Annotated in this window: 19 protein-coding genes; 7 read left to right on the top strand and 12 right to left on the bottom strand. The window is 61.2% G+C overall.

The features are described from left to right. Window positions 1–41 precede the first annotated feature (41 nt). The 5 genes from hisI (at window position 42) to KBC96_03090 (ending at window position 4,320) form a co-directional block, all read left to right on the top strand. A complete protein-coding gene (gene hisI, locus KBC96_03110; protein MBP6963376.1) occupies window positions 42–422 on the top strand; it encodes a phosphoribosyl-AMP cyclohydrolase in 381 nt (126 codons plus the stop codon). Beyond that, window positions 419–1,927: a bifunctional metallophosphatase/5'-nucleotidase gene (locus KBC96_03105; protein ID MBP6963375.1), complete on the top strand. Its 1,509-nt coding sequence runs from the start codon at window positions 419–421 to the stop codon at window positions 1,925–1,927. The genes hisI and KBC96_03105 overlap by 4 nt, the downstream gene beginning before the upstream one ends. Next, entirely contained in the window at window positions 1,924–3,465 is a 1,542-nt protein-coding gene (locus KBC96_03100) for an amidohydrolase (GenBank protein ID MBP6963374.1), read from the top strand. Before KBC96_03105 ends, KBC96_03100 begins: the two co-directional genes overlap by 4 nt. A gap of 214 nt (window positions 3,466–3,679) precedes the next feature. Next, window positions 3,680–4,108: a hypothetical protein gene (locus KBC96_03095; protein MBP6963373.1), complete on the top strand. Its 429-nt coding sequence runs from the start codon at window positions 3,680–3,682 to the stop codon at window positions 4,106–4,108. Further along, the gene (locus tag KBC96_03090; GenBank protein ID MBP6963372.1) at window positions 4,105–4,320 is read left to right on the top strand and encodes a hypothetical protein; all 216 of its coding nucleotides are present in this window, start codon (window positions 4,105–4,107) and stop codon (window positions 4,318–4,320) included. The genes KBC96_03095 and KBC96_03090 overlap by 4 nt, the downstream gene beginning before the upstream one ends. Before the next feature lie 34 nt (window positions 4,321–4,354). Here KBC96_03090 and KBC96_03085 read toward each other — a convergent pair whose 3' ends face one another. The 7 genes from KBC96_03085 to KBC96_03055 all read right to left on the bottom strand — a co-directional run bounded on the left by KBC96_03085 (window position 4,355) and on the right by KBC96_03055 (window position 13,734). After that, window positions 4,355–5,281, bottom strand: coding sequence for a hypothetical protein (locus tag KBC96_03085; GenBank protein ID MBP6963371.1), 927 nt, complete (start codon window positions 5,279–5,281; stop codon window positions 4,355–4,357). Further along, the gene (locus tag KBC96_03080; protein MBP6963370.1) at window positions 5,278–5,928 is read right to left on the bottom strand and encodes a hypothetical protein; all 651 of its coding nucleotides are present in this window, start codon (window positions 5,926–5,928) and stop codon (window positions 5,278–5,280) included. Before KBC96_03080 ends, KBC96_03085 begins: the two co-directional genes overlap by 4 nt. 21 nt (window positions 5,929–5,949) lie before the next feature. Beyond that, window positions 5,950–7,131, bottom strand: a complete 1,182-nt coding sequence (locus KBC96_03075; GenBank protein ID MBP6963369.1) for a hypothetical protein — start codon at window positions 7,129–7,131, stop codon at window positions 5,950–5,952. Between the two features lie 146 nt (window positions 7,132–7,277). Beyond that, window positions 7,278–7,898: a PEP-CTERM sorting domain-containing protein gene (locus KBC96_03070; GenBank protein ID MBP6963368.1), complete on the bottom strand. Its 621-nt coding sequence runs from the start codon at window positions 7,896–7,898 to the stop codon at window positions 7,278–7,280. 124 nt (window positions 7,899–8,022) lie between these two features. Then, window positions 8,023–10,578, bottom strand: a complete 2,556-nt coding sequence (locus tag KBC96_03065; GenBank protein ID MBP6963367.1) for an N-acetylmuramoyl-L-alanine amidase — start codon at window positions 10,576–10,578, stop codon at window positions 8,023–8,025. A 719-nt stretch (window positions 10,579–11,297) separates the two neighbouring features. Further along, window positions 11,298–13,514 (bottom strand): GerMN domain-containing protein, encoded by a 2,217-nt coding sequence (locus tag KBC96_03060; GenBank protein ID MBP6963366.1) that lies wholly within the window; start codon window positions 13,512–13,514, stop codon window positions 11,298–11,300. 79 nt (window positions 13,515–13,593) lie between these two features. Further along, on the bottom strand, window positions 13,594–13,734 hold the full coding sequence (locus KBC96_03055; GenBank protein MBP6963365.1) for a hypothetical protein: 141 nt from the start codon (window positions 13,732–13,734) through the stop codon (window positions 13,594–13,596). A gap of 321 nt (window positions 13,735–14,055) precedes the next feature. On the opposite strand from KBC96_03055, the gene KBC96_03050 reads away from it, so the two are divergent. Both KBC96_03050 and KBC96_03045 read left to right on the top strand, forming a co-directional pair. Continuing rightward, on the top strand, window positions 14,056–15,006 hold the full coding sequence (locus KBC96_03050; GenBank protein ID MBP6963364.1) for a phosphodiester glycosidase family protein: 951 nt from the start codon (window positions 14,056–14,058) through the stop codon (window positions 15,004–15,006). Between the two features lie 96 nt (window positions 15,007–15,102). Then, window positions 15,103–16,209 carry a DUF362 domain-containing protein gene (locus KBC96_03045; protein MBP6963363.1) on the top strand — a complete coding sequence of 369 codons (1,107 nt, stop codon included), beginning with the start codon at window positions 15,103–15,105 and terminating at the stop codon, window positions 16,207–16,209. A gap of 116 nt (window positions 16,210–16,325) precedes the next feature. Here KBC96_03045 and KBC96_03040 read toward each other — a convergent pair whose 3' ends face one another. The 5 genes from KBC96_03040 to KBC96_03020 form a co-directional block, all read right to left on the bottom strand. Further along, window positions 16,326–17,081, bottom strand: a complete 756-nt coding sequence (locus KBC96_03040; protein MBP6963362.1) for a sugar phosphate isomerase/epimerase — start codon at window positions 17,079–17,081, stop codon at window positions 16,326–16,328. Between the two features lie 175 nt (window positions 17,082–17,256). Further along, the gene (locus tag KBC96_03035) at window positions 17,257–18,156 is read right to left on the bottom strand and encodes a sugar phosphate isomerase/epimerase (GenBank protein MBP6963361.1); all 900 of its coding nucleotides are present in this window, start codon (window positions 18,154–18,156) and stop codon (window positions 17,257–17,259) included. Next, window positions 18,153–18,911: a TIM barrel protein gene (locus KBC96_03030; protein MBP6963360.1), complete on the bottom strand. Its 759-nt coding sequence runs from the start codon at window positions 18,909–18,911 to the stop codon at window positions 18,153–18,155. The genes KBC96_03035 and KBC96_03030 overlap by 4 nt, the downstream gene beginning before the upstream one ends. Before the next feature lie 161 nt (window positions 18,912–19,072). Next, window positions 19,073–20,944: a sodium:solute symporter family protein gene (locus tag KBC96_03025; GenBank protein ID MBP6963359.1), complete on the bottom strand. Its 1,872-nt coding sequence runs from the start codon at window positions 20,942–20,944 to the stop codon at window positions 19,073–19,075. A gap of 33 nt (window positions 20,945–20,977) precedes the next feature. Beyond that, window positions 20,978–22,174 carry a PmoA family protein gene (locus tag KBC96_03020; protein MBP6963358.1) on the bottom strand — a complete coding sequence of 399 codons (1,197 nt, stop codon included), beginning with the start codon at window positions 22,172–22,174 and terminating at the stop codon, window positions 20,978–20,980. Between the last annotated feature and the right edge of the window lie 3 nt (window positions 22,175–22,177).

The following is a 22,177-nucleotide window of genomic DNA, read 5'->3' as shown; positions in this document are numbered from 1 at the left end:
GGCAAAGGTTCCATGGGCCTTTGGACTCCGGAGGAGCAAGCATGCGGATTCCCGATGAGATAAGATTCGATACCGACGGTCTGATCCCCGCGGTCATACAGGATGCGAACAGCGGACAGGTACTCATGCTTGGATTCATGAACCGCGATTCGCTGCAGCGAACCCTCGATGAGGGAAGGGTCTGCTTCTGGAGCCGCACGCGCAACAAGTTCTGGCTGAAGGGCGAGGAGTCGGGCAACTTCCTTCTTGTGAGGGGCGTCTATGCCAACTGCTACGCCGACTCGCTGCTCATCAAGGCCGAGCCGGTCGGGCCGACGTGCCACAACGGCTACGAGAGCTGCTACTATCGGCAGTTCGGTGATGACGGCCTGGAGATGATCGCCGAGCAGCTTTTCGACCCGAAAGAGGTGTACAATAAATGATTTCCCTGCGTCGCTGGGCAATTCTTGCAGTCTCGATCATCGCAGTTGTCGCACCGGCGGCGTCGGCACCGGAATACCGGGAGATCACAATACTGCACACGAACGACACGCACGACCACCTGTTTCCGTTCAGCTACCCCGACCCGCCCACCTCGAGTTCGGCCTACGCCTTGAGATCCGAGACCAAGGACATCGGCGGCATCGCGCGAAGGGCCACCCTCGCCCGCGAGATCAGGCTCGAGATGCACGGGAATGCGCTTCTGATGGACGCGGGCGATATCTCGGACGGCACTCCGTTCTCGATCGAGTATCTCGGCGAGGCGAGCTTCGCTGCGATGTCGGCCGCCGGATATGACATCATGACTCTCGGCAACCATGAGTTCGGGCAGACACTCGATCAGTTCAGGAGGAACATCGGGACCGCCACATTCCCGATTGTCTGCGCAAACCTGCTCGACAGAAAGACCGGCAAGCTGCTCCTGCCGCCATACCTCATCTACGATATCGACGGCGCGAAGATCGCCGTAATGGGGCTGACCGTCATGTCGCCCGAGTACAAGGCGGCGAAGGAGGGACTCGACTTCCTGGATCCCTATCAGGTCGCGAGAGAGTTGGTGCCCGCACTCAAGAAGCAGGCCGACATAGTGATCGTGCTGAGCCACCTGGGGTCCAGCGAGGACGAGATGCTCGCGAAAGAGGCGCCGGGGATAGACGTAATCGTCGGAGGGCATTCCCACGCACGAATCACGAAGCCCAAGCTGATTCGCCAGACCGATGAACGGCACGCCTTCTGGATCGGCGGGACGGTGATCGTACAGGCCTACGAGAAGGGGGCGGAACTCGGACGGCTCGACCTACGACTCCGTCGAGACGGCGGACCGTTCACACTCATGGGCTGCAAGGGACAACTGATCCCTATCACTTCGGCAATCTCGGACGATCCCGCGACGGCCGCCGTCGTGAACCGCTACTACCGGCCGATGAAGGCCTACTACGGCGAGGTGCTGGGGGAGGCTACTGCGACGTTCTACGACGACCGGTCCAGAGAGAGCACGATCCTCAACCTCGTGTGCGACGCGATCCGTGAGGCCGCGCAGTCGGAGGTCGGAATTTACGGCATCGGAGGCATCCGGGCAGATCTCCAGTCAGGCCCGGTGCGGGGCTGGGACATCGCGACCGTGCTTCCGTTCAAGAACAAGCTTGTCGTGATGGAGATCACCGGGCAGAGGCTCAAGGAGGGGCTTCTGCGCTTCAGGCCGGGTGTGTCCGGAATGCGATACAGGGTCGTGGGCGAGAGAATGGTCGAGGCGAGCATCGGCGGAGAGCCGGTTGACGACAGCGCGATATACAAAGTCGCGACGATTGACTGGCTCGTGAGCCTGTACTTCACCGACGTCGCCGATACGAAGGTGATGGATACCATGTGCAGCGACGCGGTGATATCCTATATCAAGTCGCGGGGCAAGATCACTCCCACGGCGGACGGAAGGCGGGTCATAGAGTGAGCGACACAGCGGACCTGATCCTTCAGAACGGGCGAATCTTCACCCTCGACCCAGTGAATCCCTGGGCATCGGCGGTCGCTATCGCGGGCGACCGGATTCTTGCTACGGGAAGCCTAGGCGAGGTCGAGGCGCTGCGCGGCCCCGGAACAGAGGTCATGGACCTGACGGGCAGTACTGCGATCCCCGGCCTCACCGATTCGCACATCCACCTGCCGATGTACGGAGTGGACGAGCTGTTCCGCGCGGATCTCGGCGGGTGCACCTCGATCGGTGACGTGCAGGACCGTCTCCGCAAGTTCGACAGAGAACGCTCGCCGCAGTGGATCATCGGCCGCGGTTTTGACCATGAAATCTTCGCAGAGAAGCGGTTCCCGACGCGCACGGAGTTGGACGCGGTCAGTCCGGACAAGCCGGTGGTGGTCGTGCGCCTCTGCGGACATGCCGTCGTCTGCAACAGCCGGGCGATCGCGATGGCGGAGGAGGGCAAGCTGCCCGCCGAAGGGCGCGAGACCGGCCTGCTCACCGAGGACGATCAGGACTACGTCTTCGAACACGCGCCGTGCCTGACCACCGCTCAACGTACGGAGGCGATCCTCTTCGCGGCCGAGAAGGCTCGCGCGAGCGGCATCACGGAAGTCCACTGTCTGATATCCGGCGCCGAGGATCTTACGATCCTGCAGGGACTGCACGCCGAGAACAGGCTCCCCATTCGCTTCTATGTGCAGGTGCCGTACAGCCTGTTCCCGCAGTTGTCGGCGGAGGGACTCAGGACCGGCGACGGCGACGACCGGCTTCGCATCGGCTCGGTGAAGATGTTCCAGGACGGCTCGATGGGGGCATGGACTGCCGGCATGCGCGAGCCTTTCACAGACCGGCCCGAGACCAGCGGCCTCCTCATGCACGCGCAGGACGAGATGACCGAGATGGTCCGCAAGGTCCACAACGCCGGATGGCAGGCGGCGACACACGCTATCGGCGACCTTGCGATCGAGACCGTGATCAACGCATACGAGACCGTTCTGAGGGAAACCGGAGAAGACAACCGCGTGCGCCGCCACCGCATCGAGCACGCCTCGATACTGGCCGAAGACCTCGTCGCGCGGATGGCGAGCCTGCACATTCTTGCCGCAGTTCAGCCGCAGTTCGTGCTGACGGACTTCTGGACGATCAACCGCGTGGGTCCGGAGCGCTACCGGTGGACCTACCCGTTCCGAACGCTCGTCGAGGCGGGAATACCGACTTCGCTCGGCTCGGACTGCCCGGTGGAGCGGCTGGACGCCTTCCAACTGATCTACCGCGCGGTGACGCGAGACGCATACAGCCAGTCGGAGTGCCTGACGGTGGAGGAGACGATCAGACTGTATGCCCTCGGCGGCGCATACGCGGGCTTCGAGGAGGGTCTGCGCGGCTCGCTGGAGGCGGGGAAGCTCGCGGACATCGTAGTGCTCGACACGGATATCTTCGGTTCCGATCCATCGGATATCGCCAAGTGCCGCCCGACGCACGTTATCATCGGCGGTCAGTACCATGCGGCCTGACCGATAGGCCCGCAATCCCGCAATCGTCTCACGCGTTCCGGGCCAGGAGTGCAACTCCTGGCCCAAATGCCGTCTGCAACCCGGCCCATTCGTTCTCCGTTGGTACGCGGAGTGTCCTCTAAACTTCCCCAGCAATCTCACCGATAATGTAGTCACTAGTTGCCTCGTGCGGGCACGAGCACGGCATCGCGATCATCTTCGATGAGGTATGGGGATGGCTAACTCGGAGTTCAGCATCACACTTAGAAACTACGCAGGTGTCCCAGTGCTGGATCTCACCGGCGAGATAAACAAGCACACACTCGAACGACTCGAGGAGATGATCGAGAGACTGGTCAGCGCGGGCCACTACAACGTCATGATCAATCTCAAGAAGGCCGCCGCACAGAGCCTCAGAAACCTGGAATCGCTCAAGAAGGTAGCATCGCTCGTACAGTCGCACTACGGCAACCTGGATCTCATTGCAGACGCCCAGCAGATAGCAGGCATCGTGCATCGAAACTCGGTGGAGAAGCTGTTTCGATTCTGCACGTCGGAGGGACAGGCGCTCTCCAGGATTCGCAGGATATCCGAGCCGGCATCCGACGTCCGCTCCGTCACGGCCAGACTCGCTGAATCAAAGGTGAAACAGGTACAGGCATGAGTAGAGAGAATACACAGCTTCGAATCATAAATGTGGTGGACCCGATCATGTGCTTGAGGTGCAGCAGCGCACATATTGCCGAGGTGCTGTTCACGGACGGGTCAACGAAGAAGATGTTCTACTGCTCCCGCCTGGACTGCGACAACTGGAACTGCAGCGGGTCTGAGGTCTCCGAGGTCGAGGAAGCAGCTACCGAAGAACTGGGCGAATAGTCTCTCCCGCAGATGCGGAGTACCGGGCCGGCGATCAGGGATTGCCGGCCTTTTGCACGTCTGCCTGGAGCAGCCCCACCGGCGGATCGATGCGCACGAGGTTGCCTGCCGCTCCATCGAGGACATACAGTCCTCCGTCGCCCGACGCGCATACGCCGCTGAAGAGATTCTCGATGCGGGGCAGGCCGACCGACCCGAGGAAGTCACCCTGCGGGCTGAAGGCGTCTAGAGCCTGACGTCCAGACTGCCGAAATGCGAGCAGCACCCACAGGATAGAGCTGGCGGGATCAAAGCAGATGTCCGATATCAGCACGGCGTCCTCGGGATGGTCGAAATCCCTCTGCCAAGTGTCCAGCGAAGTCCCGGCGCACCTATCGCCGACCTCAGCAACCTCTGCGGTTCGCGATATGCGCCAGACTCGGTATGGAGGCATTCCATAGCTCACGTAGGCGCTCCCAACGGTATCCACGTCTACACTCACGAGTTCGGGCGCAAGGTGCGAGCGGTGCCGTTTTGGAGCACACAGGGTATCCAGCGGGCAGCCGATCGCGTCATAGCAGTCGAGCTTCTCTTCATCGCCGCTCGATGAGAGAACGTAGACCGTATCATCTGGACCGCCGCAGAAAGCAAGCAGGCCGGGCGCGGCAAACTCGCCTGTCTCCCGGCCCATGGGATCGTACCTCACCACACGCCCGTTTCCGGGATCGGCGACAGAGAAGGAAGAATCCGCGGTTACCAGCAGACTGAGGCCGGACTCCTGACCCTGAATCGGCGCCGGGTTGATCACGTCGAATGTGCGCTCGATCTCGCCCTGCGGGGCGATGCGATGCACCGAGGCATTGACCCCGTCGCCTACATACACCCTGCCTTCCGGATCGGCGCACAGATCGTCGAATCCGGTCTCGAATAGATCCAGGGCTTCCGCGATGTTCACCCGCCAGATGACTTGCGCTTCGTTCACTGGGCGTTCTCCCTGATCCCGAATACCGTAGCAGTGACGACGACCGGGTTGGTCATGCCGGTCCAGGCGCGAACTCCGGCGTACTTGCCCGAGAGATACGTCTCGTACCACAGTGCGATCTCATAGGTGCCGGGCGCGGACATATCCCACCTCCCGCGAGCGCCGGGCTTGTTGATCTCGACGGCGAATGACTTCGTTTCACCGGGTCGGACGCTCAGGAAGTCGCCTTTTCGATGCAACGGCATGACGGCCGCGTCCCCGTGGTAGGTGGTACGCTCGCCACCGCGCTTGATATCAACCTTCAAGGGAAGCTGATTGCTAGCGAGGATGGCGGGATACGGCTCCACCCATGAACTGAGCATGATGCTCCGGCTGCCGCGATTGGTCAGAAGGACCGTCAGCCCGATCGGGGCGCCCGACGCAACGCTCTGGGCCGCCGGCCGGACGTCCAGCACAAGGTCATTCTTGATCCCCGACCGCTCGCCGAGGCCCTCATACTCGTCTACCTCGGCCATCCTGCGGCGCTCGTCAGCGCCTGCGTCCAGACGCGCGGAAACCCACAGGCTCGCCAGCCACCCGGCGACTGCGGCCACCAGGACCACGACGGCCATCAGACCATAGCGACCATTGAACCCGGCGAGTTTCACGATAACACCTGTGATAGAAGACTACGAACAGAAGGCCTGCCTCTTCACTCTCAGGTAGTAGAGGTAGTTCTCATAGGAAACATCCGGAGGCACTCGATGGTCAACGTGGGGTATGAACCCCCCTGACTCCACAGTCGGGCGCAGCCTCTCGATCTCCTGCTCGATCTCGCCTCTGCCCCGCGCCAACTGAATCTTGTCCACGCCGCCCGCGAGTAGAACCTGCTGCCCGTACTTCGCCCTCAGCTCGGCGGGAATCGTGCCGGAGTTGATCTCCAGCGGGAACATGCAGTTGACGCCGCCCTCGATCCAGAGGCCGACCAGCTCATTGATATTTCCGTCGCAGTCGGTGATCACCACGTCAATCCCGTGCTTGTGAAGTATGTCGGTGATCCGCTTGTAGCGCGGGACCATCCATTCCTTGAACATCTTCGGCGAGATGATCGGGCCGTGGTTGAAACACATGTCCTCCCAGCCGGAAGCGAAGTCCAGATCGGAGTACTGTTCGAGTGAGTAGTTGAGGATCTTCTCGATCATAACTGTGACTTGTTCCATGACCTCGACGATCAGATCGGGATCGTCGTAGCACGTGAGAGACACGCCCTCAAATCCCATCCAGTTGCGTATCCAGCCGAACAGCGAACCGAAGCCGATGCCCGCCGGGTAATCTCGCCCCACGAGGTTCTTCCGGACGGCGTCCCAGTCCACGCCGTACCGCGCGGGATCGTCCGGGTTGATGCGGTGCTTGAAGTCCTCCTCCCAAGTCTGCCGATCCTTGAGCGGAAACTCGATGTAGTGCGGGATAGTTGACGAACCATCCGTGTAGACCATGCACTTGGCCCCGTCGCCGCCCCGAATGATCTTGTAGCGGTCGGTCTCCTCCAACACCTCGTGCTGGTAGCCGGGGTTGATGCCCATGTGAACCGGCACGCCCCCGGTTGGGTCGAAGCCGAAAAACACATCGGCCGCCCAGTTGGAGTCAATCTCGGCGGGCAGGCCCTCGTCGTGCCACCGCACGAGAGTGTCGTCCCAGTAGCCGAACTCATGGTTCGGGATGCGGTCCACGCTCTGGAAGTGCATTGTGCGCCGATAGCGATCCCGGTGCGTATAGGCACCGGGAGACGGCGTCTCCTCAAGCCCGTATTCCTTCAGTTTCCGGTCTTCCGATCTCAACTCGAGCAGCCGAGTGCGCTTATCTTCTGCCATAGGTCCCCCTGGTCCGAAATGGGCGGTCAATCGCGCAACCAGCATACACAATGAGCCAAGCGAGGTCAAGAGCGGGTCGGAATACAAGAGAACGGGCCCGGCGCCGATGGCGCCGGGCCCGTGTGGCACGCGGTCTCGCATGTAGACTATGCGCGTCTTCGGCGGAGAATCAGACCCGTGAGGCCGGCCATGCCGCTGAAGAGCGCCAGAACGCCGCTCGGCTCGGGGATGACGTTTATCCTGTCAATCTGCGATCCCCAGTCCGCGTCGCCGAGGATCGTGATCACCGCCATGCTCGGGATCGGCGCGACATTCAGCACCCAGGTATCGGTATACCAGCCGCCGCCCACGGGGCCAGCTTCGGCCAGCACCGTCGTCTTGCCAAGCACCGTAAACTGCGGCGATGCCTGGATCGTCGGAGCCTTGCTGATATCATCCCAATAGGTGATCTTCACGACAAGCTCCTTCCACGATTCCGGAGGGGCGTTGTCCATATCGGGAATGCTCAGAACGATGGAGCCCGTGGCGATATCCCACCAGCCCTGGGCGCTCCCGTACACGGCGGGCATGGTGTCATACCAACCGGTACCCCATAGGGGGTCCACGTTGATCACAGCCGAAGGCACGCCGTAGAAGTTCTGGTACACCTCAGGCGATGCCGGATTCGCCCACGTGCTGAAGTTCCACGTCGCGTCGGCAGCCTGGGCAACAGAGACCATGAGCGCCAAGACGGCTATGATCGCCGCGAAGACAATTGGTCTTCTCATCCTTCTCTCCTTTCCTTCCGGTTCAATAGACCGGATTCGCTGTTCTTCGGCACCGTCCGGGACCCCGAGTCATGCGGAATGCACCGAGGCCCCGACGGTTGCCTTTTCTATTCTCAAGCCGATTCTACTGAGGATCGCCCGCGGTGAACCAGTTGGCCTTCATGATGTTGTAGTCCGCACCGTTGACTACCCCATCGCCACTGATGTCGGCCGCGGGAGCCGCCTGGAACCAACTAGACTTGAGGAGGTTGTAGTCCGCTATGTTGACAGAGTTGCCGCCGTCGATGTCGCCACCTGCGAGAACAAAGTCCACCGCATCAACCAGCGAAGCGGCTTTGTTCTGCCTGAGCGTCCACGCGGTCTTGGCGCTCAATGTGCTCACCGTGTCGGGCAGGTTCACCAGCTTGTAGCCAGCAACGCCGCCGGCGAACGACAGGGACCTGGTGATCGGCGCTGCGCCGTCAATCGAGAACGCAACGTCTCTGGAAGCTCCTACGAAGCCGGGCAGAGTGACCGTGCCGTTGATCTCGTTCTTGTTGACATAGATCCAGTCGTTCAGAACGGTCACAGAGTCATCGGCCTCAGTAACGGTTACGGTGATCTGATGCGCACCGTTGGCGGTCGCACCATCTACCGTTGCCGTGCAGACGTAGTTGCCGCCAGACTCCGTCACGGCGCCGGTCGCCACGCCGTCCACGGAGATCTGAACCGGGTCGTTCGCCCCGAAGCCGATCGCGGGGCTCGGCATCACGGTGATGAGCACGTCGCCGCGAAGCGTAACAGGGGCGGTCGCCGCGGAACTGCCGGTCTTCACGTTGGCCGCGTTCTGGGTGGCCGTGAACCACGGGGCATCGACGCCGATCACGGCGGTGGCCGTGCTGCCGAAGTCTCCGCCCTTCCCGTCGTCCTTGCGCATTCTCCAACTCGTGTTGTAGTAGCCGCCGGTCGCCGGCGCAGTGAGACTCACAGTGAAGGTCGCGGTGTCACCCGGATAGTAGTAGCCGTCGTTCGCGAGCTGAACCTTGACGCCGGCGCCTCCAAACTGGTCTGCGTTGGTCCCCTTCAGCACCCACACGTTGTAGGGCCCGTAGACGGTACCGACCTGCTTCATTCCCCAGCACCATGCCTGACCGAGGTTTCGCATAGTGACCGTGCCCGTGAAGGTCTCACCGGGCTGCACTACCGCCGGGAAACTCACCGACTCGACGGTCGCGGCCAGCCTCGCCTTAGGAGTCACACCGAAGAAGTTGCAGATTCCGGTGTACATACCCCAAGCCACGGTGGAGCGGAAGATCGGGTCCTGGTGGAATGCCTGATCGGGGTAGAACTTCCAGTCGTCGTGGAAGAGAAGCTCCATCAACTGGGCCGGGCACTTGCACTCCCGGATTTCACCGAAGTTGGTTGTCTTCACGCCGCGATCCTGCCAGCGATAGTTAGTCCCGCCGTCCTGCACGTAGCCGCGATAGGTGCCGTACGCGACGGTCCACTCGGGCGGAGTTATCGTTGAGTTTGCGCTGTCGTAGATGGGCTCGGCCCAGTAGCCGTCATACTGCGTGCGAATGGCGCTGATGACGCCGTTCTCCACCGCCGTGCAGAAGGCCTGGGACTGGGCCTGTTCGGTCGGATACTGGGTAGCGTACCAGTAAGTCTCAGTACCGCGTGCCTGAGACTGTATGGGCGTCCCTGTTGTGGCCGCGTTGCTATGCAGGCTGAACGAGACGGTGTTGGTATAGCTGTAGCCCAGGGTCTGCATCAGCCAGTTGGTGTAATAGGCCCTCGCCCGGAGGTCTATGTTGCTCTCTCCGGTCACATCCGTGGTGTTCCAGACCGTGGAAGGTATGCCGCCCCGATCCTGCAGGGCATACTTGGTGGCAGTCTGCCACTTCGGCAGCGGGAACGTTGGCGCCGGATAGCCATAGGTCGTGGCAGGGAAATCGCCGGCGTTCTTGTCAAGGTTTCTGGAGCAGTAGGTTGCGGCGCCTCCAGACTGACAGTAGGCATAGAGGAACCTGATGGTCTCCGGGGACATATCGTCCTCGTAGTACATCGGCCACCCGAGCCCCTTCGTCCAGTAGTAGTAGTCACTGGGCTGATAGGAGTACGGGGCGTATGGCGAGTTCGTCACCGGGTTCGGCCCACAGAACGTCCGCATGGCCCTATACCAGACCGACGGGGGCGTACCGTACACGTATGAGCCGTGGCTGGGATGAAGGACGACCAGTTTCCCGGCCAACTCAGTGGAGATGGGGGCCACGCTAGGCTCGGACAGCGGGTTCTGCGCGCCCATGGCAAGTCTGCGGACGACGGGGCTAACCGAGGGCACGTCACCCTCATAGGTCTGCTCCGATCTCGTGAGATAGGCCCACAGAGGCTGACCGCCGACCTGCACCTCGATGTCCGTCAGTTCCTTGAAGGGCGACACAGCATCCACAATGGCCTTGACCATGCTATCCGACATCGTATCGCAGAAATCCGGAGGGATCGCCTCCAGGCTCAGTTCCACGATGATGCTGCCGCCGACAATCGTGATATCCACAACCGAAGTCCCTTCCGGGAACACGCCGCTGTCGGTCACCACGCTCTCGACCGCATCATAGGGGTCTGCCTGAACCGCGGACCCTGCCGAACATATCGCCAAACAGAGTCCGAGCACGACAAACAGAAATCGCTTCCTTATCACTTTCCAAATCCTCCTTCCTTATGTCGTCCCGGCTGTGAACGCCGGGTACGGGATCGAGTTAGATTGGTCAGATATGCATCACCCCATTCCTCTCATGCCAAGGACTATAACGCAAGACCCCGACACGCGTGCGTCGAGAAACGCGCAATGTCGGGGTTTTGCAGAGAAACAATATGCATCCAGAGTAGGTTTCGACTCAACACGTACGGACGTATCATCTCCGTCGCTCCAGATCCGGATTGCAGACAGATGCCAACGCCAAACGCCTCAGAAGCCGGGGAAGTGGAAATCCCGGCAAGTTCTGAAGCCGGAGTAGTTACTTTCCCAGTATAAGTGCGGGTCCGGACATTGTCAACTGGTATCTGCAAAAACTGGTAATAATACCGGCTGCTTCCGGCGGTGACAATCCGGCAAAGCTCGCCCCTGCGCAACCGATACTCGCCGCAGGCGTCTGGGCACGAATCATGCGAGCTTAGCGATCAGATTGTGAGTACGAGAAGACTTGGCATAAGATGCGGGGCGATGCAGCCCCTCGCTTCTTCCTTGCCGTCGCCTACGCTAGATCCCTCCCATGGCATAAAACCCTTTCCGCCGTAGTGAACTGGGACAAAGGTAGGCCAAGAGCGGGGTGGGCTATAAGAGAGCAGGCCCGGCGCCATCGCGCCGGGCCTGTCTGCCGATTTGACTCGAAGATGGTAACTTCGAGCCTGCCACTGGCACTAGTGGATCTGGACATTCCCTCCACCGAGGGTTCCACCCGCAGTGTAGCCGGTATCCAGTGTGATCTTGAACACATCAGCGCTACCGGGCTCACCGTTGTCGGTGACATCCACACGGAACCAGTGTCCCGGCTCACCGTTGATTGTGCAGTTCGCATAGAACCAGGCCTGGTTGCCAGCGATTCCCAGCGCGATCATCTCGGTAGCCTGCACGCTCATCTTCAGGTCGTGGTCTTGATAGCTAAGGCTGCCGGTGGGAGCGGCCGCGCCATCAACATACTCGCAGACGAAACCGCATGTAGCCTTCTTGCCCACAAGATCGAACCATCCGCCTGCCGTTACCTTGCCGACGGAGTTCGCAACCTCTATCCGCGCCGACGCGACATCGCCGAACGCACCGCCCCGTGCATCATCCTTCAGCATCTGCCATTCGGTGGCGTACTGACCGGTTGTGACAGGCGCCGTGAGCGTCAGGTTGAACGTGAGCGAGTCGCCAGGGAACACGGGAGCAGCATTGGGCACCGCGAGCTTCGTACCGGCCGGAACGAACGGATCGCCCGCAGCCGCGGCCAGGTACCATACCGTGTAAGGGAAGTAGATCATATCCACCCACTTGTCACCCCAGCACCAAGCCTGGCCGAGGTTCTTGACAGTCACCGCGCCGGTGAACGCCTGCCCCGGGGCAACGACCTGCGGGACGTCAATGCTCTCGACGGCCGCAGCCAGCCTTGCCTTCGGGGTAACTCCGAAGTGGTTGCAGATCCCTTCGTACATGCCCCAGGCAACCGTGGACTGGAAGATTCGATCCATTGCGAACACGTGGTCAGGGTAGAACTTCCAATCGTCATGGAAGAGAAGCTCCGTCAAGACCGCGGGTACCATGGCCTCACGGATCTCGCCGAAGTTGCTGGTCTTGACGCCGCGGTCCTGCCATCCGGAAGTGGTACTGGGAGTGCTGGGCCCATCGTGGTCGTATCCGCGATAGGTGCCGCTGGGCCACTCCGGCGGGTTCGGGCCGACTGGGTACATGGCTTCCGCCCAGAAACCATCGTACTCGTTCTTGATGGCGTTGATCATGGCGTCGTTGAACGACTTGGCGAGAGCCTGAGCCTTCGACTGCAGCCACGGATAGGTCGAGGTATACCAGTAGGTCTCGGTGCCGCGAGCAGTGCCGGCCCCAGCCGCATTGGTGTGCAAGTGGATGGATACCCAGTTCTCCCAGACGTCCGGCCTGTTCTTGACGATATCCTTCTCGGCGGCGGTCAGCGGCCACTTCTTTTCGCCAAATACGGGCTCAACCATGTTATAGTTGGTCCAGTACGGCCTCGCCCGGATATCCTTGTCGGTCTGAGCGGTCAGAGAAGGCTCGTTCCAGACCGCCTCGGGCGCACCGATATCCTGCAGGTAGTACTTTGCAGCCGTAGCCCACTTCGGAATCGGATACGCGCAGTTTGGGTACCCGTAGGCATTGTAGTCGAAATCGCCCGCGGCCTTGTCGAGGTTTCTCCCCACGATGACGTTCGCACCTGACGACTCACAGTAAGCCTTTAGGAAGGTGATCTCCTGCGGAGTGCGATAGTCCTCATAGAACGATCCCCACTGGAAGCCTTTTGTCCAGTAGTAGTAGTTGCTCGGCTGGTAGACACTCTGCCAAGTCGAATCCCACCCCGCGGGAAGAGGAGGACTGGGATTCGGCCCACACAAGGTCCGCATAGAAACGAACCAGCGGTTGTAGCCCTGATGCCAATACATGCCGTGGCTCGGGTATAGGCCGACGCCTTTGCCCGCCAACTCGCTCGTTAGGGCTGCCACACCGGAGACCAGCGGAGCCTGCACGGACATGGCTCTGAGAAGGGAAGGCGCGGTAGACGCGACGGACGCGTCGGCCTGTGGGAGGTACTCCCACAGAGGCTTGCCGGCAACAGTGACTTCGATGGCCTTGATGTTCTCAAACTCGGCCAGAGCATCCGTGATGGCTTCAACCATTGCATCCGACAGAGCATCGCCGAAGTTTGGAGTGATGGCTTCGCCACTCAGATCAACTACCGCGCTGGTGTCGTCATAGGTGACACCGACTACGCTCGTGCCCTCCGGGAAGACCCCGCTATTGGCGACCGCACTCGCGACGGCGTCCACCGGAGTCTGCGCAGAGGCACCCGACACCAGCAATGTGCCGACAGACATCAGGCACAGACAGAGAATGCACTTCTTCAACATTTCTCAACAACCTCCTTTTATCGTCGCTGCCGGCCTTATGAGCCGGTGGTGATTGCGGGGCAGATATGATCCGTTCGCATCACCCCTCTCCCATGCTGGGTCGGTAACTCAAGAAGCCCGATCCCAGCACGTCCGAAGACGTATTGAGGATTCGGGCTTCCAAGCTTCGCTCGCCCGCCAGGAAGACGAACTCGCGTTTCGAAACGTTCGGCCGTCGCATCTTCGTCGCTCCAAAACTGCGCTGAGAACGAGACTGCAAGCAGAACGCAAACCATCATGCGCCCGGACGCGAGTGTCTCTGCACATCCTGCCTCTGCAGACTATCCGACCCACGCCTACGGCAAGTAATCTACTTTCCCAGTATATTTGCCTGCTTTCGGGCTGTCAAGCACCAAACACGGAAAACAGGTAATAATACCGGCTTGTTCCGGCGGTTCCGATCCGGCGTCACTCGCATCCAGAAAACCGGTACTTACCGTAGGCGGTTCGGCACGGATCATGCAAGCTCAGCAGTGAGAGTTTGAACATGAGGAGAGGTGCCATGAGAACCAGGATGACGCTGCTGTTCGCCGTTTCCTTCCTGCTGTATGCCGCTGAACTGGCCTACGGCGAGAACGTCTCCTACACCAAAGTGCGCTGGAGCGGCGTGTCGGCCAACGTCGTCTACGTCAACATGGCATCTCCGAACGTGCGCGTCACCCCCGCCCTTGCGAAGAACGGCACGGGCACCAGCGAGACATTCGGGGCGATGGTCGAGAGGCTGAATCCTACGGCGGCGATCACCGGTACGTTCTTCTGCACCCGCAGTTACAGGCCCACGGGAGACATCGTAATCGAGGGCAAGCTGGTTCACTCGGGATCTGTAGGCGTCGCCCTGTGCGTCACGGACCAAGGGCGAGTGGACTTCAAGAGCATGAGAGAAGGGCGAACCTCCGACTGGGCGGGCTGCCGGACGGTTCTCTGCACCGGACCCACGCTTGTACGGAACGGCAAGCCGTCGGTAGCGCCGAAGTCGGAGGGCTTCCGGGACCCGGAGATCTTCAGGCGGAAGCCGCGCACGGCGGTCGGCATGACCGACTCGAACAAGCTGATACTCGTCACGACGAGCACCCCCGTATACCTGAGCGAACTGGCGAAGGTCATGCGCCACCTCGGCGCAGTTGACGCGCTGAACCTCGACGGCGGCAGTTCCACCGCCCTCTACTACCGCGGCAGTACGATCGTCAGGCCCGCCCGCAGCATGACGAACCTCCTGGTCGTGTACGAAACGCCCAAGCTGTACGCGTCATACCGGTCTCAGCTCGCGCCGAACATGCCTCGCACGACGGTCGCATCGCGGCCGGCAGCCGATCCCGCCGACGATCTGCTCGAGCGCCTGTTCGCCGCGAGACCGAGACGCATCCTGCCGTATCCCTGGCAAATGCCGGCGGCCGTGAGCCTGGGAGGCGCCGGCGCGACCGTGATCACGTCAAGAGGCTCGATCCTCAACTGAAGTCGGCCTCCCCGACCGATGAAACCTTGACACCCGGCGCCGGTTCGGGGATAATCAGGGCGCGTAAACCCACTTCATCAGGGAGCAATCACTGGAATGAGCAAGGTATTCTTCGCCTCGGCTGTCGCGCGCGAACTCAAGGCGGACTCGACTCTCCCAGCCAAGTTCGACCGCGTCCTCGATCGCCTCAGCATCGCGCCCGAACTCAAGGACAAGCGGGTCTGCATCAAGATGCACCTCGGCGGGAACATCGGCTACTCGACGATCCACCCGCTGTTCGTCCGCAGACTCGTCTCGTTCATCAGATGCGCCGGTGGGCGTCCGTTCGTCACAGACACGCTCGGAGGGGCAATGTCGGCCGTCGAGAGAGGCTACACGACGGAGACGATCGGCTGCCCTATCCTTCCAGCCGCGGGGAGCGGCGACAAATACTTCTACGCCCATCGCATTGACTACAAGAACCTGCCTGAGCTGCAGATCGGCGGAGAGGTATGGGATGCCGACTATCTGGTATGCCTGTCGCACGTCAAAGGGCACGGGAACACGGGCTTCGGCGCCTCCATCAAGAACATCGCGCTAGGGGCGATGATCGGCAAGAATCGAAGCGCAATGCACATGGTCCAGCATGCGGATCCTTACTGGGACGCGGACAAATGCACGCACTACTCCGACGGCTGCGCGAAGTGCGCGGAACACTGTCGAGTACGCGCGATGCGCTTCGCCGACGATATGAAGCTGCATGTCGGCTTCCACGAATGCAACTTCTGCCTCGAGTGCAACGATCTATGCCCTACGGGGGCGCTCTCGATCCGCGACGAGATCGCCGCCTCGTTTCAGGAACTGACGGCCATCGCCGTCCAGGCGGTCATGAGCCGTTTCCCGCAAGGGAACGCGGCGTTCATCAACTTCGCGCTCAACGTCACGCCGTACTGCGACTGCTGGGGCTTCACGAGCGCCAACCTCGTGCCGGACATCGGCATCTTCGCCGCAAAGGACATCGTTTCCATAGAGCAGGCTACGCTCGACAGCATTGACCGACGCAGCCTTCTCCCGGGGACAGTGCCGCCGCCGCTCGTCATGAACGACCAGGAGGGCAGACACCTCTTTCACCGCATCCACGGCAAGGACCCGTACATCCAGGTGCGCGCGGCGGAGAAGCTCGGGCTTGGGTCGAGCGAATACGAACTGGAAGAAGTTGAGTGACGGGTGACTGCGGACGGCAGCACACAATGCCATCGGGGCAGGAGTCGAACTCCTGCCCCAATTTCTTTCTGCGCTCTCCGTTCTCCCGGCTTCGGGCTGAATCCCGCCGTCTCCTGCTACATCTTCCAGTATTTCAGAATCAGGTCGCGGGTCTTCTTGACGCCCTCGATCTGGTCGCCGCCGCCCTCGAACTCAATCGAGACCGCGCCCCTATACCGCGCATCCTTGAGCATCTGTAGAACCTTTCCGAACGGTACGACCGTCTCCTCGCCGTCCTCGCCGAAGGTATGCGCCTTGGCGTGAACATGGTAGGCGTAAGGAGCGAGCTTGGCGTTCTCCTCGAGGATCAGATCCTGCGGCCAGTTCTTGAAGTCGAGGCATGAGCCGACCCACTTCGGATCGGTCTCCTTGATGATTCGAATGATGTTGTCGGCCTTCTTCGACGGCCCGCCGTGGTTCTCTATCGTCATCTTGACATTGAGTTCCTTCGCGAGCGGAAGGAGCTTCTTGAACGCGGCGATGCACCTCTCCGTGCCGATGGTATCGTCCTTCGCCTGGTCGCCGAGGCCGCCCAGGTTCAGCCGGACCAACGGCGCGCCGAGGTATGCAGCCGCCCGCATCTTCTCGGCATCTACCTCGATCTGTCTGTTCCAGGCTTCGTCGTCGGTCGTCGAGAGGTTGCCCTCGCATATAAGTCCTGCGATGATGATGCCGCTGTCCTTGGCGGCCTTCTTGATCTGGTCGAGATACGCGGTGTCGGTAGCCGACTTCAGCCAGATGTCGTTCAACGTCACGCCCTTCATGCCGAGTTCCTTCATGAGCTTCATGACGCCGATATGGTCGTACTTGCCCTCGGCGGGCTCCTTCGACATGACGTTCCTTATGCTGTACGTCTCACAAGCGATGTACACCCGAGGTTTACGAGGCGTCGGAGCCTTCGATTCCACAGGACCGGCCAACATTGCGGTCATAATAACTGCACCTCCCAGCACCAAGCCGACACTCACTCTAAGAATCCTCATTGCTTACCTCCATTGGGCAGGCTCTCTACCCGACAACGTCCTTCAACTTGCGAATGAAACCCGGAACTCCGGTCTTCGGATCTTCCTGACCCTCATACTCCAGCGTAAGATATCCGCGGTAGCCGATTCCGCTCAGTATCTCAGTCACCTTCTTAAGATCCACGGCACGGGCATCCTGCCCTGCCGGTCGCACCTCCGTCTTGATATGCGTTGTGACGGCATAGGGAGCAGCTAGAGCGATGTCGGCATAGGGATCGTCCGTACGGAAGTTGCCGGCGTCCAGATTGATACCGACCCAGTCGGACTTGACGGCTTCGATCATCGAGACGATCTGGCCGGCCCCGGCAGTCACTCCTCCATGGTTTTCGAGCGCCAGGATCACGCCTCGCTGCTCGGCCAGAGGAACACATTCCTCGAGGCACTCGACCACCCACTTCATTGCCTGCTCGGACGACGAGTTCTGCGGCACACTCCCTGCGAACACGCGCATGCACGGAGCGCCCATCTCGGACGCATGGTCTATCCATGCCTTCACGAGAGCGATCTGCTTGTCGCGCTCGGCGCCGGCGGGATGCGTGAACCGGTTGCCGACCGAGGTGGCGCAGATATCCAAGCCGAGCAGAAAAGCCCTGCGCTTCACGCGGTTGATGTAGGCAACGTCCACGTCCGGCGGAAAGTAGTAGGAGGTAAGTTCCACCCCGTCCAGGCCCATCTCCGCGGCGACATTCAGGAAGTCGTCCCACGTCATCGGCGATTCCTGTGCCGTCATGTATTTGCGGTAGGAAAACGCGGCACACCCGACCCGGAAGACAGAGTCACCCTTGCGCGTGATCGGCCCGGCGGCCGCGGACCGTGCGGACAGGCCGCCGAGGGCACCCGCGGCAAGCAATCCGGCGGTCTGGAGGAACCCTCGCCTGTTCATCATCTGGTCAACTCCGCCCACAGCGCACGGTAGTAGCGCAGCACCGCGTCCGGGTCCGCGCTCTCTGGAATCTCCGCCAGGGTGAAACGATCGTATTTCGACGCCTTCAGAAGCCGGAATAGTTCACGCCATGGATACGAGGGGGTCCAGATCTGGTTGATGTGGCAAGACTTGATATCCGGCCGCAGGAGTTCGAAGTACTCACTGACTGAGCCGTCTTTGATATCGGCCGCGTTCGAGTTCCAGCACGCCCCGACCGACCGATGATCGCAGTGGTCGAGAATCGCCCGGATATGAGGCGGGTGGCAGGTATCCTTGCCGTGAACCTCAAGCCATATCTCGACACCGTGATCGGCCGCGAACCGACCACACTCCCTCAGCGCAAGCCCGATCTGCTCGAGCGTCTTCTCCCGGGATACACCTTCAGGGAAGCCGTTCGGTCGGACTTTGACTCCCTTGGCGCCGACATCGACCGCAAGGAGCGTAAAAGCCCGGCAATCCTCGACGTTCTTCTTCACGACGGCCGGATCAGTCTGGTGGAACTCGCAGACCGACCCCAGACCCCACAGTGCGATCCCGGAGTCCCCGAAGCGCTTTCGAACCTCCCGCCTCTGCGACTTGCCGAGCGACGGCTCGACGCCGTGAGCATGTGTCGTCCTGAGTTCGACGCCCTCGATGCCGACCGAAACGCACTTCTCGATCAGCGTGGGCAGATCCCACTTGCCGGCTATGTTGTATGTTACGAGTCCGAGCTTCATGTCTGCTTCGGCCTCCTTTCCGTCTCCGGTCGCACCCGCGCCGGGGAGAGATTGCAGTTCCGCCCCCAACAAGGGTGTCGGTATCCATGCCGCGACCCCGGCGGCCGCTGCCAGCTTGAGGCATTCTCGACGCGTCATCAAACCCATATGGCACATATGACCTATGCGCCGATCCCCGCGAGCAAATACAGCAACCCCAGGATGGCGAGCGAGAAGACGGCCGCTACGAGGAAGCCGACGACATTCACCAACCGAGGGTGCTTCAGCTCCCACGGATGCCCTTCGCTGTGCCCGGCGTAGACGATATTCACGCCCGCCTCGATCAGCTCACCCTCGCGGCCGACGGGGGTCTTGAGGAGCAGATAGAACTGATCCAGCCTGCGCTGGTCGGGCGTATGTCTGAACACGCTGCCGAGCACCAGCGCAATGAGCGCGGATGCCAGGCACGTCCCCATGACTAGTTCGGCCTGCGAGGGGTTCATCCACGACCCGAAGCCGCGCCCATGCGGCACGACGAGTCCCCACGCGAGCACAACCGCTCCAGCACCTGCATAGGCCGGCAGCTTGCTCCGAAACCGTTCTGAAGCGAGGCTGCCAATCACAAGCGCGACGATACCCGCAGGAACGAAGGAGAGCGCAAGCAACTGCAGAACCTTCTTGTCGCCGTACATGCCGAGCCAGTCGGGAGCAAAGGAGATGGCGGGCTTCAGCATGGCGCCGAACGGGCCGAGAGCGAGCCAGATGCAGGCCATGATCGTAAACGACAGCCACGCGCCCGTTGTGTTGGCGCGCCTCCACAGGACTCCGAACCACATGAAGACCCCGGTGAAGGTCGCCATCGCCCAGAAGATCGTGAGACCCTGGGCAACCCCCTCGACCATGAACGCAAACCCGACTCCGAACGCGACGATCACGAGCCCGACCCAGCGCGCTAGCCGGAGGAGATGCTTGTCGTCCGCGGCGGGGTTGATCTTTTCCTTGTAGATATTCCTGCTGAGGAGCGCCGACGCCGCGACCATGAACGCGCTGAGGGACGACATCTGCGCCGCCAGGATCGCCGCGAACATCAGGCCGGTCAGCCCGGCGGGCAGCAGCACTCGGATCGCGATGCCGAACGCCGCTTCGCGCGTCTCGTTGGTCAGCGAAGGTATCGTTCCCGACGCGACCATCGCCAGGACTATGACTCCGGTGAAGGCCCAGCCCATCGCGCAGAACCGCTTAACGAAGTTGCCGTAGGTGAACCCCACCCTGCCCTCGAACTCGGTCTTACCGGTCGAGCACACCTCCATGATATGCGGTTGCGCGACGATCCCGATCAGCATCATAACGGAGCCGGTGATGATCCACGGGATGGTCAGTTCCGACGGCGCGTGCAGGGTGAACTTGTCGGCGGATACGAGTTCGTGAAGGCCCGAGAAGCCCCCGACCTTCGACAGGCCGAACGGTACGAGCAGGAGCGACATCACCACGATGAGCACGCCCTGGATGGACTCCGTGATCACCGTGGCGATCAGACCCCCCGCGAATCCGTACGCGACGAAGACGACCGTCATCGCGGCGATGGCCGCCCACTCCGGGATCGCGCCCTGCGTCACAGCGGTCGCAATCGAGCCGGTGCCCTTGAGCAGGGTACCCATGTTGACGCAGAACATCAGGATACCCATGACCGCATAGAGCATCGCCATCTCGCCGCCGAAGCGCGCCTTAAAGAAGTCCGCTGTCGTGATGAAGCGGGACCGCCTGAACAGAGGCGCGACGAGCCAGTAGAACGGCGTGACGAAGAGGTACACGAAAGTGTACCAGATGCCCGCTAGACCGTGGTTGTAGGCAGCGCCGGTCACTCCGACAGGGTCATCCGCGTGAGTGCCGGTCCCCAGGGCGTGCATCACCATCAGCCACTTGCTGAACTTCCGGCCGCCCGCGAAGTAGTCACCGGAACTCTTGATCTTTACGGCCTGGTAGACTCCGATGCCGCCGATGCCGAGCAGATACACGAGTACGACGATCAGGTCGAAGGTTGTGAAGTTGCTCATGCTCACCTCGCGAAAACGGCCTACTGGCCCCGCTTACTTGACTGTGACGACGGGTGGGCGCGCGTAAGTGTCGAAGATGCGCCATACACCGACCTGGTCGGGCGCGCCCGTATGTATGAAGACCCGATATCGGAACCTCAGTTCGCCGCCTTTGGGTATTGTGTAACTTCCGTCCTTGCCCTTGCCCTCCGGGAAATCGCCGATGCCGAATGGATTCGCGGCGAAGAGGCCGTAGGTGCGAACGTGCCAGTACGTCGGATGCCGGAAACTCGAGGGATGGTCCATGACAGCGATGCCGACGGTCTTCCCGTTCACCGGCCCGTAGTAGTCGCACCATTCGGCCGCCCTGCCCCAAGCATCGCCGTCCTTCTGGCCGCGCGAGTTCACGATGTGTCCCTGCTTGCGATCAACGTCCATCGAGGACGCCACACGGAAGCCCATCATACCTTCTTTCGTGTCGCCGAAGGTGACCGGACCCTCCGTGGCGCGTATCGTCACATCGAGATCGGCCATCCGCCCGCTTGAAACGCGGTAGAAGCGCATCTCACTCGCGTCACGACAGACTATCTTGCCGTCGGGGGCCACCCAGTCGTTCTGCGTCCTGATCCGACCCAACACCGGGCCGTAGTCAGCGACCTCCAGCCTCGTCTGGACTATCCTGCCGGCCTTCCCGTTCTCGGACCAGAAGTCAACGCCGTTGACATCGCCGAAGGTAAACCACCATGAACGATGGTGCGGGTGATCCCTCGTCTCACCCTCGACCTCTCTCATCGGATAGTTCCGCGTCACCGGGTCACCTGTCGGGCCGATCACCGGGTACAGGTACGGCTTCGGGCCGTCGGCAAAGCGGAGAGTGGTGAACGGCTTACCGTCAAGAGCCACGGTCACTGCCCCCGCGATTCGCTTGATCTGCACGCCCTGCGAGGCCTTCGGCTTCGAGCCCGGAGCGAACTCGACTCGATACGCACGGCTCTGGCCTTTGCCGAGAGCGCCGGCGATCCACATGAGCCTGATCTTATTGCCTTCGGGGCAGTACTGGCACGGCACGATGCCCGAAGGACCCCTCACGATCACGCCCCCGAACCCCGCCGGCGGAGTGAGAACCGCACTCACGAGCGTCTCTGAACAGTCGTGATCAGGAGATGAGACGATGGCGGTTCGGTAACCGGGGCTCGCGCCCGCCGCCGATATTGCCAGAAAGAGAAACAATCCGGTCAGAAAACGTGACATAGC

It is taken from the genome of Armatimonadota bacterium (genome assembly GCA_017993055.1).
Classification (GTDB): domain Bacteria; phylum Armatimonadota; class UBA5829; order DTJY01; family DTJY01; genus JAGONM01.
The sequence above is the reverse complement of the archived record's forward strand: the minus strand, read 5'-3'. Positions and strand labels throughout refer to the sequence as shown.